General features: G+C 61.9%; 18 protein-coding genes. 11 read left to right on the forward strand and 7 right to left on the reverse strand.

The features are described from left to right. The first annotated feature begins 5 nt into the window (after window positions 1-5). The 6 genes from K3F44_RS01430 (at window position 6) to recX (ending at window position 4345) form a co-directional block, all read left to right on the forward strand. A complete protein-coding gene (locus K3F44_RS01430) occupies window positions 6-1040 on the forward strand; it encodes a phage late control D family protein (protein WP_220633214.1) in 1035 nt (344 codons plus the stop codon). Window positions 1041-1122: 82 nt separating this feature from the next. After that, window positions 1123-1671 carry a glycoside hydrolase family 19 protein gene (locus K3F44_RS01435; protein WP_220633215.1) on the forward strand — a complete coding sequence of 183 codons (549 nt, stop codon included), beginning with the start codon at window positions 1123-1125 and terminating at the stop codon, window positions 1669-1671. Beyond that, window positions 1668-2165: a lysis protein gene (locus tag K3F44_RS01440; RefSeq protein ID WP_259407022.1), complete on the forward strand. Its 498-nt coding sequence runs from the start codon at window positions 1668-1670 to the stop codon at window positions 2163-2165. Before K3F44_RS01435 ends, K3F44_RS01440 begins: the two co-directional genes overlap by 4 nt. 59 nt (window positions 2166-2224) lie before the next feature. Further along, window positions 2225-2707, forward strand: coding sequence for a CinA family protein (locus K3F44_RS01445; RefSeq protein ID WP_220633216.1), 483 nt, complete (start codon window positions 2225-2227; stop codon window positions 2705-2707). 102 nt (window positions 2708-2809) lie between these two features. Continuing rightward, window positions 2810-3871, forward strand: coding sequence for a recombinase RecA (gene recA / locus K3F44_RS01450; protein ID WP_101317346.1), 1062 nt, complete (start codon window positions 2810-2812; stop codon window positions 3869-3871). Between the two features lie 3 nt (window positions 3872-3874). After that, a complete protein-coding gene (gene recX, locus K3F44_RS01455) occupies window positions 3875-4345 on the forward strand; it encodes a recombination regulator RecX (protein ID WP_220633217.1) in 471 nt (156 codons plus the stop codon). A 10-nt stretch (window positions 4346-4355) separates the two neighbouring features. Here recX and K3F44_RS01460 read toward each other — a convergent pair whose 3' ends face one another. Further along, the gene (locus tag K3F44_RS01460; protein ID WP_188035543.1) at window positions 4356-5474 is read right to left on the reverse strand and encodes an LOG family protein; all 1119 of its coding nucleotides are present in this window, start codon (window positions 5472-5474) and stop codon (window positions 4356-4358) included. A 235-nt stretch (window positions 5475-5709) separates the two neighbouring features. On the opposite strand from K3F44_RS01460, the gene K3F44_RS01465 reads away from it, so the two are divergent. Continuing rightward, window positions 5710-5898: a hypothetical protein gene (locus tag K3F44_RS01465; protein WP_101317353.1), complete on the forward strand. Its 189-nt coding sequence runs from the start codon at window positions 5710-5712 to the stop codon at window positions 5896-5898. 19 nt (window positions 5899-5917) lie between these two features. Here K3F44_RS01465 and K3F44_RS01470 read toward each other — a convergent pair whose 3' ends face one another. After that, window positions 5918-6337 carry a quorum-sensing-regulated virulence factor family protein gene (locus K3F44_RS01470; RefSeq protein WP_101317355.1) on the reverse strand — a complete coding sequence of 140 codons (420 nt, stop codon included), beginning with the start codon at window positions 6335-6337 and terminating at the stop codon, window positions 5918-5920. Window positions 6338-6528: 191 nt separating this feature from the next. On the opposite strand from K3F44_RS01470, the gene K3F44_RS01475 reads away from it, so the two are divergent. The 3 genes from K3F44_RS01475 to K3F44_RS01485 all read left to right on the forward strand — a co-directional run bounded on the left by K3F44_RS01475 (window position 6529) and on the right by K3F44_RS01485 (window position 8401). After that, complete coding sequence (locus tag K3F44_RS01475) at window positions 6529-7239, forward strand: tRNA-uridine aminocarboxypropyltransferase (RefSeq protein WP_150570870.1); 711 nt, start codon at window positions 6529-6531, stop codon at window positions 7237-7239. A 76-nt stretch (window positions 7240-7315) separates the two neighbouring features. Beyond that, a complete protein-coding gene (gene erdR, locus K3F44_RS01480) occupies window positions 7316-7966 on the forward strand; it encodes a response regulator transcription factor ErdR (RefSeq protein ID WP_101317359.1) in 651 nt (216 codons plus the stop codon). A gap of 72 nt (window positions 7967-8038) precedes the next feature. Further along, window positions 8039-8401 carry a diacylglycerol kinase gene (locus tag K3F44_RS01485; RefSeq protein ID WP_101317361.1) on the forward strand — a complete coding sequence of 121 codons (363 nt, stop codon included), beginning with the start codon at window positions 8039-8041 and terminating at the stop codon, window positions 8399-8401. Here the strand turns inward: K3F44_RS01485 and finR are convergent. Further along, complete coding sequence (gene finR / locus K3F44_RS01490; protein WP_101317363.1) at window positions 8398-9324, reverse strand: LysR family transcriptional regulator FinR; 927 nt, start codon at window positions 9322-9324, stop codon at window positions 8398-8400. The genes K3F44_RS01485 and finR overlap by 4 nt on opposite strands. A 121-nt stretch (window positions 9325-9445) precedes the next feature. Here finR and fpr point away from each other — a divergent pair, with 121 nt between their 5' ends. Continuing rightward, a complete protein-coding gene (gene fpr, locus K3F44_RS01495; RefSeq protein ID WP_101317365.1) occupies window positions 9446-10225 on the forward strand; it encodes a ferredoxin-NADP reductase in 780 nt (259 codons plus the stop codon). A 75-nt stretch (window positions 10226-10300) separates the two neighbouring features. On the opposite strand, the gene tsaA is transcribed toward fpr, so the two are convergent. From tsaA to K3F44_RS01515, 4 genes are all read right to left on the reverse strand, one after another. Then, window positions 10301-10996 (reverse strand): tRNA (N6-threonylcarbamoyladenosine(37)-N6)-methyltransferase TrmO, encoded by a 696-nt coding sequence (tsaA, locus tag K3F44_RS01500; RefSeq protein ID WP_188035544.1) that lies wholly within the window; start codon window positions 10994-10996, stop codon window positions 10301-10303. 6 nt (window positions 10997-11002) lie between these two features. After that, complete coding sequence (locus K3F44_RS01505; RefSeq protein ID WP_101317369.1) at window positions 11003-11464, reverse strand: DUF1456 family protein; 462 nt, start codon at window positions 11462-11464, stop codon at window positions 11003-11005. 49 nt (window positions 11465-11513) lie between these two features. Beyond that, window positions 11514-12224 carry an rRNA pseudouridine synthase gene (locus K3F44_RS01510; RefSeq protein ID WP_101317371.1) on the reverse strand — a complete coding sequence of 237 codons (711 nt, stop codon included), beginning with the start codon at window positions 12222-12224 and terminating at the stop codon, window positions 11514-11516. Between the two features lie 79 nt (window positions 12225-12303). Beyond that, window positions 12304-12786 carry a GNAT family N-acetyltransferase gene (locus tag K3F44_RS01515; protein ID WP_220633218.1) on the reverse strand — a complete coding sequence of 161 codons (483 nt, stop codon included), beginning with the start codon at window positions 12784-12786 and terminating at the stop codon, window positions 12304-12306. Between the last annotated feature and the right edge of the window lie 19 nt (window positions 12787-12805).

Below are 12805 nucleotides of genomic sequence, written 5' to 3' on the forward strand. Positions count from 1 at the left end.
CCCCCATGCAACCAAAGTTTCGTATCGTTGCCGACGGCAACGACATCACCACGCTGATCAACCAGCGCCTGCTACTGCTGCGCACCAGCGACAAGCCGGGCATGCAGTCAGATGATTTCGAACTGCGTATCGACGCCCGCGACGGCGCACTTGCATTACCTTCCCGAGGCGCCTCGATCGAGGTTCATCTCGGCTATGCCGGGCAACCGCTGACCCGGCTTGGACGCTTTACGGTCGATGAAGTCGAGCTGTCCGGCCCGCCTGACACCCTCGTCATCCGCGGCAAGGCCAGCGACCTTTGCGGCAGCGGCAAGACCACCCGCAGCGGCAGTTGGGAAGCACTGCCGCTGCAACGGATCGTCAGTGAAATTGCTGCGCGTAACGGCTGGCAGGCGGTGTGCCCGCTGACCGTGCTGGTCGCGCGGGTCGACCAGTACGCGGAGTCTGATCTGGCCTTCATCACGCGTCTGGCGCGGCTATACGATTGCACCGCCAAACTCGCCAACGGCCAGTTGTTGGTGCTGCCTCGCCAGGCTGGCAAGAGCGCCAGCGGCAAGCTGCTTGGCGTGGTCACGCTTGACCGCAGCATGGTCAGTAAATGGCAGTTCCGCCTGGATGACCAGCAGACCCACAAGGCCGTACGTACCCGTCACCAAGACCCTGCCAGCGGCGCGCTGCAGGTGGTCGAGCTGGCTAACAGCGCGGTGTCGCCGGACGACCAGCCGGTGCATACCGACCGCCACGTCTACCCCAATCGCGCCGCTGCCGAACAGGCCGCCAGGGCGCGGCTGGCCAGCTTCAACCGTGGCACCGCCAGCCTGCGCCTGGAGATGGCCGGACGAACCGATCTGTTTGCCGAGCGCAGCATCGAAACCAGCGGCTTCTGCGCCGGGCTGGACGGGCTGTACCTGATCGATTCGGTTGAACAGCTGTTCACCAACAGCGGTTGGCAAACCACGGTGCACTGCAATGGAGGCAGCCAGGGCAAATCCAACAATAAGGGCGTCGCGCCGCGGCGAGGCACGGCTATCAAGGTCTGAGCAACGTGTGCGCGGCTCACCGTTGCGGCTCAAGCCCAAGACCTCGTCCTGGGCTTTTTTTTGTTAAACAAGGAGGTGCAGCATGCTTACCGAAGGCCAACTCAGCCAGATATTTCCCCTCGCCGGCCAGCGGGTCGGCACCTTTCTCGCAGCGCTCAACGAAGCTTTGCCGCGTTGGCAAATCGATCATCCGAGGCGCATCGCGGCGTTTCTCGCACAGATCGGCCATGAATCCGGCCAACTGCGCTATGTGAAGGAGCTGGGCGGCGATCGCTACCTATCCCGTTACGACACCGGCAGCCTTGCGCGGCGTCTGGGTAATACGCCGCAGTCTGACGGTGATGGCCAGCTGTACTGCGGTCGCGGCCTGATTCAGATCACCGGCCGCAACAGTTATCAGGCCTGTAGCCGGGCCCTGTTTGGCGACGAGCGCTTGCTGGCGCAGCCGCAGTTGCTCGAACAACCGCGCTGGGCCTGCGAGTCGGCGGCCTGGTTCTGGCATTCACGCGGGCTCAACGCGCTGGCGGATCGCGGCGAGTTCAACCGCATCACCCGTCTTATCAATGGCGGCCTGAATGGCCTGGACGATCGCCTGGCGCTGTGGGCTCGAGCACGCGAGGTGCTCTGTTGAGCCGCAGCTGGCTGGGGCTCTGCCTGCTGCTCATGCTTGCATCCGCTTTGCTGGCCTGGCAGGTCCAGGGGTGGCGTTACGGTCGGCAGTTGGCCGACCAGGCTACCCGCCACGCCCAACAGATGCGTCAGCAGGCTGATGCACTGGCCGATCAGCTGCTCGCCGAGCGCGCCCGACAGCACGACCTGCAGCAGCGTCTACAGGTCAGCGAATCGCGATATTTTCAGGAGCTTTCCAATGCCCAACAAACTCAGGCTCGCCTGCGTGATCGGCTTGCCACTGCTGATCTGCGGTTGTCGGTCCTGGTCGAGCGCGACAGCGCTTGCGCCACTGTGCCCGCCGCCGGCGCCCCCGGCAGCGTGGATCATGGCGCCGTACGCGCCCGACTTGAGCCAGCGCATGCTCGACGAATTATCGCCATCACCGATTTCGGCGACCGCGGACTGATCACATTGCGTGCCTGCCAGGACTACGTCCGCGAACTCACACGCTGACCCCTTGTCTGCCCCTCTCAGGGTGATAGGGTAGGGCGCATTCCCGTCAGGAGCCGACCATGGACCCGATCACCGTTCTTTCAAGCAGTCTGGGCGAGCACCTGCAGCAGCTCAATGCGCAGGTCACCACCGCCGAATCTTGCACCGGTGGCGGCATCGCCGAGGGCATCACGCGGGTTGCCGGCAGTTCGGCGTGGTTCGAGGCCGGCTACGTGACCTATTCCAACAGCCAGAAGACTCGCCAGTTGGGCGTGCCAGCGCAGTTGTTCGAGCAGGTGGGCGCGGTTAGCCGCGAGGTTGTCGAAGCCATGGTGCGGGGCGCGCAAGCCGCCAGTGGCGCGCGCTTTGCCGTGGCCGTCAGCGGTGTGGCCGGGCCAGGCGGCGGTTCAGCAGAGAAACCGGTCGGCACCGTCTGGCTGGCCTGGGCTGATGGCGACCGCGTCAGCAGTGTGCGCAAGCACTTTGCCGGCGACCGTGAAGCGGTGCGCCGACAAACGGTGATCGCCGCGCTAGACGGCTTGTTACAGCTTGGCACCGAGTAAATTGCCAACAGGGGTTTGCTCAGGCGCCTTGCTGTGGAATAATACTGGCTACTTATACAGTTATTCGGGCCGTCAGGGCCAGTCGATCACGTGAGGATTTCAATGGACGACAACAAGAAGCGCGCCTTGGCTGCGGCCCTGGGTCAAATCGAACGTCAATTCGGTAAAGGCGCGGTCATGCGCATGGGCGATCAGGATCGCCAGGGCATGCCTGCTATTTCCACCGGCTCGCTGGGCCTGGACATCGCGCTGGGCATTGGCGGTCTGCCGAAAGGCCGTATCGTCGAAATCTACGGCCCAGAGTCTTCGGGTAAAACCACGCTGACCCTGTCGGTCATCGCTGAAGCGCAAAAAGCCGGTGCCACCTGCGCCTTCGTCGATGCCGAGCACGCGCTGGATCCAGAGTACGCCGGCAAGCTGGGTGTCAACGTCGAAGACCTGCTGGTCTCGCAGCCGGACACTGGCGAGCAAGCGCTGGAAATCACCGACATGCTGGTGCGTTCCAACGCAGTAGACGTGATCATCATCGACTCCGTGGCAGCGCTGGTACCCAAGGCTGAAATCGAAGGCGAAATGGGCGACATGCACGTGGGTCTGCAGGCACGTCTGATGTCTCAGGCGCTGCGCAAGATCACCGGCAACATCAAGAACGCCAACTGCCTGGTCATCTTCATCAACCAGATCCGGATGAAGATCGGCGTGATGTTCGGCAGCCCGGAAACCACCACCGGTGGTAACGCGCTGAAGTTCTACGCTTCGGTACGTCTGGACATTCGCCGTACCGGCGCGGTCAAGGAAGGCGACGAAGTGGTCGGCAGCGAAACCCGCGTCAAGATCGTCAAAAACAAGGTTTCGCCGCCGTTCCGTCAGGCCGAATTCCAGATTCTGTACGGCAAGGGTATCTACCGTAACGGCGAGATCATCGACCTGGGCGTTGCCCACGGCATGATCGAGAAATCCGGTGCCTGGTACGCTTACCAGGGCAACAAGATCGGTCAGGGCAAGGCCAACGCCGCCAAGTACCTGCAAGACAACCCGGCCGTTGGTGCAGACCTCGAGAAGCAGATCCGCGACAAGCTGCTCAACCTGGGTGCTGTTGCTGCAGCCGGCAAAGCAGCCGCTGCTGCCGAGCCAGCGGGTGCCGACGCCGACGCAGAAGCTTGACCGATGCCCGCCGTACTCGACACCCCGGTTGCGGTTCGGCGGACAGCCATGGACCTGCTCGCGCGCCGCGAGCATGGTCGCGTGGAGCTGACGCGCAAGTTGCGTCAGCGCGGTGCTACAGATGACCTGATCGAGCCTGCGCTCGATCGGCTCACCGAAGACGGCTTACTCAGTGAAGCCCGTTATCTCGAGAGTTTCATTGCCTATCGTTCCAACGCCGGTTATGGCCCTGCACGTATTCGTGAAGAGCTGACCCAGCGTGGCCTCAACCGTGCTGATGTCGAGCAGGCCCTGCGTGACAGCGGGGTGAACTGGGCTTCACGGTTGCAGGATGTCTGGCAGCGCAAGTTTGCCGGGCAGCTCCCTCATGATCCGCGCACTCGCGCACAGCAAACCCGCTTTCTGGTCTACCGTGGCTTTGCCATGGAAATGGTCGGCCGCCTGTTGAACGGCCGAGACCTGGACGACTACTGAATCTCCCTGATCAACTGGCTTTCAGCGCTTGGCGGGCTCGTTGAGTGGTTTGTATCGGCTCTGGCCTGGCCCAGTTTTCGCTAAGGTTGATAAAGTCGATCAGCTCCCGCAAGCGTCCCTGATCACGCCCGGTGAAGGCGAAGGTGAGCCGGGTCAGATGATCAAAGCTATCCACTTCGTGTTCTGCGCTGGCATCGGCTTGCTGCTGGAATGTGCCGCTCAGGCGTAGATCGGCAAATGCCTCCTGGGCGTCGAACAGCGCGGCCTCGCTGAGCGGGTGATGCATGCGAATGACGAATTGATTCTTCAGCCAGCGGCTGGAGTGGTAGTTGTTATAGAACTGGGTGATCTCTTCCACCGCCTCGTCAGCGCTGTGCACCAGCCGCACCAACTTCAGGTCACGGGGCAGAATGTAGTGGTTCTCTTCAAGTTGCCGGCTGATAAACGCCAGGCAATCTCGCCAGAACGTCCCTCCGGGAGAGTCCAGCAGCACCACCGGCACCAATGGGCTTTTGCCCGTCTGGATCAGGGTCAGGACTTCCAGTGCCTCATCGAGCGTGCCGAAGCCGCCGGGGCAGAGCACCAAGCCGTCCGCTTCCTTGACGAAGAACAGCTTGCGGATGAAGAAGAAGTGGAACGGCAGCAGTTTGTCGGTGCCATCGACGGTGGCATTGGCGTGTTGCTCGAAGGGCAGGCTGATATTGAATCCCAGGCTGTTCTCGGTGCCGGCACCCTCGTGTGCCGCAGCCATGATGCCGCCGCCGGCACCGGTGATCACCATCAGCTCATTGCGCGTCAGGCAGGCACCCAGCTCGCGGGCGAGGGCGTACATCGGGTGCTCCAGCGGCGTGCGCGCGGAGCCGAATACGGTGACTTTGCGCCGACCACGGTAGCGCTCGAGGGTGCGGAAGGCGTGGTCGAGTTCGCGCAGGGCCTGCAGGGTGATCTTGGCGTTCCAGCGGTTGCTGTCGTCCTGTGCCATGCGCAGCACGGTCAGCATCATGTCGCGGTAGAGCGGCAGGTTGGTGCTGTTGGGAGCCACCTGTTGTAGCTGTAGGTCGATGTTGCTCAGATCGATGCCGCTGTTCTTGAAGTGGGTCAACAGAAGCTCGTTGGCTTGGTAGGGCATACAACTCCTCCTTGTGCAGCAGGACCTTCAGTGCCGGTTTCTGCCAGGCGGCGCATGGGCCGGGCTTGGCAAAAAGGCACAAGGGCTGAATAACAATTTAGACGTTGTGGCGTGATTGTGCTGGAGCAGTCCGCTGGTCGGGACGCGAGCCATTGCCAGTGCGATGCTGTTCACTTGAAGTGCGGGGCAGTCACTTGCAACCAGCAGCACAGCGCCAGGCGCGGGAGGTGGCCAGATGCATCGTTTGGTTATCGAAGTCGACCAACAGCTATACCGGCTGCTGGAAAACGCTGCGCGCGCGCATCACTGGAGTCTGGAAGTCGAGTGCCGGCGGCGGTTGGGCGGCGCAGAAGGGCACTCGAGGTATCTGCAGGCGTTGCTGGCAGAGTTGCGCGCCGAAGACGAGCAGCGGCGCGCCAAGTGAGGCCGTCAGCGGCAGACGATCACTTCTTCTTGTTGCCGGCCGTGCAGCTGGCAGCATCAAAGGCCTGGTCCATGACCGGGCTGTTGCTCTTGTACACCGTGAAGCGGTAAACCAGCACCGCGCCTTTGGACAGCAACTGACGGTAGCCATTGTTGCGGCAAACGCTGTCGCCCAGTTGGCTGCGCACCTGCTGCGGGTTGCTCTGCATGCGCTCGGCATGCTCCTGGCGTACGCTCAGGTGGTTGATCAGCGCTTTACCTTCAACGGTGTAACCCTGGTCGAGGATGTCTTCGTTGATAGCGCGAGGGGTGCCGACGCTGCTTTCCTTGGCGACCTTCTGCAACAACTGAGTCAACTCATACTCTTGCTTGGACGCGGCCTGGGCTGCGATGGGCAACATGAGCAGCAGGCTCAAGGTCGGGACGATAACACGCAGCATGGATCTCTCCTGATTCAATGACTGGCGCTTTGACCGGCACCTGCGGCTGGCGTTCCGTTGGCGCCGAGTGCTTGATTATAAGGCGCGCAGGCGCTGCACGGCAAAACAGCGCTGCTCTGATAGACTGGCGCCTTCGATTTGTGCCGAGTTGTTGAAGTGATCATCGTTAATCTGTCCTGCGGTGTGGCCTCGTGAGCCATGCGGTGGCGCGGCTGCGCGCCGAGCGCCTGGCCCGTAGCGTCAAACCCTTTGTAGCCCGTGGTTCGCGCGCGGTGCGCTGCGCCCACTGTCGGGTCATTGCCAGTCACTGCCTGTGTGCGCTGAAGCCTACCGTCACGGCTGAAGCGGGCGTGTGCCTGCTGATGCATGACACCGAGCCATTGAAACCGACCAATACCGGTTGGTTGATCGCTGATTTGATCGAAGACACCTCGGCCTTTGGCTGGCAGCGCACGGCGGTCGATCCCGCCTTGTTGGCGCTGCTGGAACAGCCGCAGTGGCAACCCTACATCGTCTTCCCCGGCGAGTTCGTCGCCGAGCAGCGGGTGGTCAATGAGGTCAGCCTGCCGCCCGGCAAGCGTCCGCTGTTCATCCTGCTCGACGCGACCTGGACCGAAGCGCGCAAGATGTTCCGTAAAAGCCCGTATCTGGACCGCTTCCCGGTGCTCAGCCTGGAAGCCGAACAGATGTCGCGCTACCGGCTGCGCCGCTCCAAGCGCGATGATCACTTCTGCACTGCCGAAGTGGCGGCGATGTGCCTGGAACTGGCTGGTGACGTGCGTGCGGCGCAAGCACTGGATGCCTATCTGGACGTGTTCAGCTTGCATTACCTGAGCGCCAAGCGGCATTTGCCGCTGGACCTGCAGGATGAACCGCATCAGCGCTTGCATACCTTTCTATAGTCCAAGGGGCAGCCGGCCGGGTTTGCTTCATAATGACGAGCACCGTGCCTCGGCACAGAACAGGATCGATTGATCGATGGCCACTTACGAAATCCTCATCGCTGATGACCACCCGCTGTTTCGCAGCGCCTTGCGCCAGGCGGTCACGCTGGGCCTGGGCCCGGACGTGCGGCTGGTCGAGGTGGCGAGCATCGCCGAGCTGGAAACCCACCTCGGCGACAAGTCCGACTGGGATCTGGTCCTGCTCGACCTGAACATGCCAGGCGCTTATGGCTTCTCCGGCCTGGTTCTGCTGCGCGGGCAGTATCCGCAGATTCCGGTAGTGATGGTCTCGGCCCAGGAAGAAGCGGCGGTGGTGGTCAAGTCGCGCGAGTTTGGCGCCAGTGGCTTCATTCCCAAGTCGAGCACCCTCGAGCAGATCCAGGACGCCGTGCAAAAAGTTCTCGATGGTGAGGTGTGGTGGCCGCCACAGGCATTCGAGAAAGTCGATGTTTCAGCCGAAGCCAAAGCCGCCAGTGAAGGCCTGGCAAGCCTCACGCCGCAGCAATTCAGGGTGCTTACCATGGTTTGCGAAGGTTTGCTGAACAAGCAGATTGCCTACGAGCTGAGCGTCTCCGAGGCGACCATCAAGGCCCACGTCACGGCGATCTTCCGCAAGCTCGGCGTGCGTACCCGGACCCAGGCCGCGCTGCTGCTGCAACAGCTTGAATCAGTTGCCAGCAATTAAAACCTGCGGCTTCACGCTTTTTTGACCCGGCTCCGGCTAGCCTTCTGGCCTTTTTCTTGTGAAGTGACACCCATGTCGCCATTCAAAGGCCAGACCGGCCTTAAACGTATCTTCAACGCCGCCGGCTATTCGCTGGATGGGCTGCGCGCAGCATTCAAAGGCGAAGCGGCCTTTCGCCAACTGGTGCTGCTCAATGTGGTGCTGGTGCCAACTGCCTTCTGGCTGCCGGTCAGCCGCGCCGAGCGGGCCATCATGATTGCCGTGTGCATGCTCGGGCTGATCGTCGAGCTGTTCAATTCGGCGATCGAAGCGGCCATCGACCGTATCTCGCTGGACCGCCACCCGCTGTCGAAAAACGCCAAGGACATGGGTAGCGCTGCCCAGTTCGTGTCGCTGTTGATGGTGGCGCTGGTCTGGGGCGTGATCCTGCTCTAGGCAATCGGCGGTAGGACGATCTCGTCGCTGCGACGCACACCGGCGGTGAAGTTGCGGCACAGTTCAAGAAACTCGCGCATGGCTGAGGTCTGGTACTTCTGCTTGTGCCAGATGAAGTAGAACTGCCGCGACAGATCCAGCTCCGGTGTTTCCACGGCGACCAGGCTGCCACGGCGAAATGCATCGCGCAGGGCCAGCCGCGAGATACAGCCAATGCCCAGCCCCGACTCGACTGCGCGCTTGATCGCTTCGGTGTGTTCAAGCTCAAGGCGGATGTTCAGGTTGGCGCGGTGGTGGCGCATTTCCTGATCGAACGTCAGCCGCGTGCCCGAGCCCTGCTCGCGCAGGATCCACGCCTCCTGGGACAGTGTGGCAATGTCTGCCCGGCCAGCCTTGGCCAGTGGATGCTGCGGTGCGCAGAACACCACCAGCTCGTCCTCGACCCACGGCTGCACCTCAAGGTCGGGGTGGTTGCAGTCACCTTCGATCAGACCCAGATCAATTTCGTAGTGGGCAACCTGTTGCACAATGTGCGCAGTGTTCTGTACATGCAGTTTGACCTGGCTCTCCGGATGCATCTGCATGAAGCTGCCGATCAGCAAGGTTGCCAAGTAATTGCCGATGGTCAGGGTTGCCCCCACCGACAGCGAGCCGAAACCGGACTTGCCGTTGAGCAGGTCTTCGATTTCCTTGGCCTGGTCGAGCAGGGCCACTGCCTGGGGCAGCAATTGGTGACCCAGTGCATTGAGGCTCAGGCGTTTGCCGGCGCGGTCGAACAACTGGCAGCTGGACTGGCGCTCCAGTTCGGTCACCGAAGTACTGGCCGCCGATTGCGACAAGGCCAGTACGCCGGCGGCTTTGGACACGCTCTGGTGCTGGGCTACCGCGACAAAAACCTGCAGTTGACGAAGTGTAAAACGCATATCTATATAACCGATAAGACATATCTTGATAATCAACTTAACAGATATCGTCGCTGCCCCTAAACTATTGCGTAACTGTGCGCTTGGTCCGCGCTGCGTCTTTCTTCAGGAGCCACCTTAGATGAGCAACATGAACCACGAACGTGTCCTCAGTGTTCACCACTGGAATGACACCCTGTTCAGCTTCAAGTGCACCCGCGATCCGGGCCTGCGCTTCGAGAACGGTCAGTTCGTGATGATCGGTCTGCAGCAAGAAACCGGCCGTCCGCTCATGCGCGCCTATTCGATTGCCTCGCCGAACTGGGAAGAGCATCTGGAGTTCTTCAGCATCAAGGTGCCGGATGGCCCGCTGACCTCGCAGCTGCAGCACCTCAAGGAAGGCGATGAGATCATCATCAGCAAAAAGCCTACCGGCACCCTGGTACTGGATGACCTGAACCCGGGCAAGCACCTGTACCTGCTCAGCACCGGCACTGGCCTGGCGCCGTTCATGAGCGTCATTCAGGACCCGGAAACCTACGAGCGCTTTGAAAAAGTGATCCTGGTTCACGGTGTGCGCTACGTGAATGAAGTCGCCTACCGCGAGTTCATCACCGAGCACCTGCCGCAGAACGAGTTCTTCGGTGAGGCGGTACGTGACAAGCTGATCTACTATCCAACCGTTACCCGCGAGCCGTTTGAAAACGAAGGCCGCCTGACCGACCTGATGCGTAGCGGCAAGCTGTTCAGCGACATTGGCCTGCCACCGATCAATCCACAGGACGATCGTGCGATGATCTGCGGTAGCCCAAGCATGCTCGACGAAACCAGCGAAGTGCTCGACAGCTTCGGTCTGAAGGTGTCGGCGCGGATGCGCGAGCCGGGTGACTACCTGATCGAGCGCGCTTTCGTCGAGAAGTAAGGCGAGCGCGACAAAAAACGCAGACCGAGGTCTGCGTTTTTTTATGCCTGAGATTTGCCCGGTGGCCGCCTGCGGTCAGCTGTCGAGGGTGACTTCCAGCACCTGGATCCGGTCCAGTTGCGGGTAGTGCCAGCGTACCTGTACATCCCAGAACTTGACCCCGTAGACGCGCTCCGGTGGCGGTACCTGGTAGGCCGGACGCGGGTCCTGGGCCAGACACTGCTCAATCAGCTCAACCAGCGGCTCACCCAGGCGCAGCGCGTGCTCACGGGCTTGCAGCAAGGCCGCGTCAGCCCAGGCCACGCTGATCGGTGCAGGCGCCGCGCTGGCCATCAGGTTGATCGCATCGCTGACGCAATCTGCGTAGGGCACGTACGGCTTGATATCCAGCACTGGCGTGCCGTCGAGCAGGTCGATCCCGGACAGCAACAAGCGCCCAGGCTCTACCCCTTCCAGGCGCACCACTGACTGGCCGATACCGTTGGGCCGATGCGTGGCGCGGGTGGCGAACACGCCCATGCTCTTGTTGCCGCCCAGGCGGGGAGGGCGGACCTTGAGCCGTGGCTTGTCTTCCAGCGCCTGGTGAAACAGAAACAGCAGCCAGACATGGCTGACCTGCTCCAGGCCTGCCACCGCATCACCCTGATCGAACGGCGGCAATAGCTCGAGCACGCCCCGCGCCGCCAGTGCCAGCTGAGGCTGGCGGGGGATGGCGAACTTCTCCTTGAAGCAGGAGCGGACAATGCCAACCGGCGCAACGCTATGCTGCATGCTCACTCAGCCGTGCACGCGCTGGGTCAGGCCCTTGAGGAAATTGCGCAGCAGTTGGTCGCCGCACGGGCGGTAATTGTCATGGCCAGCCTTGCGGAACAGTGCGCTCAGCTCTGGCTTGGTCACCGGGAAGTCGACCGACTTCAGAATCGCGTGCATGTCGTCTTCTTTAAGCTCGAAGGCGACCCGTAGTTTTTTCAGGACGGCGTTGTTGGTCACCGGTACTTCGATCGGCTGCGGTGGGCGCGACTCGTCGCGGCCGCGGCGATGGATCACCAGGCCATCGAGGAAGTGCGCCATGACTGCGTCCGGGCAACGCACATAGCCTTCCTCTTCTTCTTTCTTCATGTAGCTTGCGACTTCGTCGGCGGACACGGTAAGGCCGGACAGGCCGACGATCTCGATGATCTTGGCGTCATTGACCTTAAGCATGTAGCGCATGCTGCGCAGGACGTCATTGTGGTTCATTGTTGCAAATCCTGTTCAAAGCCGCGCCGAGCTGGCGCGGCAGTATTCCTTAGAAACGTTCGGTTGCTGCTACGTAGCGCCATTGGCCCAGCGGCAGCTTGCCCATCGACACACCGCCGACGCGGATGCGGCGCATGCTGACGATCTCCAGCTTCAGGCTGGCGCACAGGTCGCTGATATCGCCGCGCTGCGGGTTCTTCACAACCATGCGCAGGTGGGTTTCGTTCTGCCAGCTGGCCTTGGCCTTGGGCAGTTCGCGATCATTGCGCGACACGCCACGGGCAAGCCGCTCAAAGGCTTGCGGGGTGGCTTCACCGCGCACCTCGATGATGAATTCCTGCTCGAGCTTGCGCAGGTCGCGTTCGATCTTGCCGCTGACCTTCCAGTCCTGGGTGAACAACTGCAAGCCGCTGACGCCGCGCTCCAGCGGCGCCATGCAGGTCAGGCGGGTGAAGTGGCTGTGCAACGGGCGCACATCCTGGCTGTGGGCTTCGCTGAGGGTAGCCATGACCATGCTCGCGCGGGCGCTTTCCGGGTCCATCCCGGCGGGTTGATTGAGCAGCAAGGTCACCAGTGCCGGCGCCTCGGCGCGGGCCCCTGGCAGCAGGGCGACCTGCTGGCCCTCGACCTTGAACTGGGGCTGCTCGACGACCACGCCATCCACCGTCACCCAGCCGCCTTCGATGTACTGCTCGGCCTCGCGGCGGGAGCAGCCGAGTTGCTCGATGAGGCGTTTGGACAGGCGTACGGGTTCAGACATGGAGACGATTCGCTAAAGGCAGATTAAGACCTGCCATTGTACCTGCCCGCGCGTTGTTGAGGGCCGGGAATCTACTGCTTTAACGGTGTTTGTCAGCACCGTGGTCGCCACTGCGGTCGCGCAGACGAAGGTGCAGCAAGGGATACGGCTGACCGAGACCGTCCTGCTCCGAGCGTCCGATGATTGCAAAGCCCTCGTGCAGGTAGAAGCCCAGCGCCTGCGGGTTTTGCTCGTTGACGTCCAGATGGTCGGCGTTCAGTTCGCTGATGGCGTGGCGCAGCAGGCGCTTGCCGACACCTTTGCCGCGGTGCTCGGGGCCGACGAAGAGCATGGCGACCTGACCATTGGCTACCCCGGCGAAGCCGAGAATGCGCTGACGCACGTCCTTGCAGCAGATCAGCATGACCGCATCGAGGTACTTGGCCAGGATGTGATCGCGCAGCAGCAGGATGTAGGCATCCGGGAGAAAGTCGTGGGTGGCGCGGACCGAAGCTTCCCAGACGCGGATCAGTTCCGGGTAGTCGCTGGCGAGAGGGGTTTGCAGGGTGAACAGGGCTGGCATCGCGGCAGTCTCTGGTGCT

Source organism: Pseudomonas sp. S07E 245 (assembly GCF_019599025.1).
Lineage (GTDB): Bacteria > Pseudomonadota > Gammaproteobacteria > Pseudomonadales > Pseudomonadaceae > Aquipseudomonas > Aquipseudomonas shirazensis.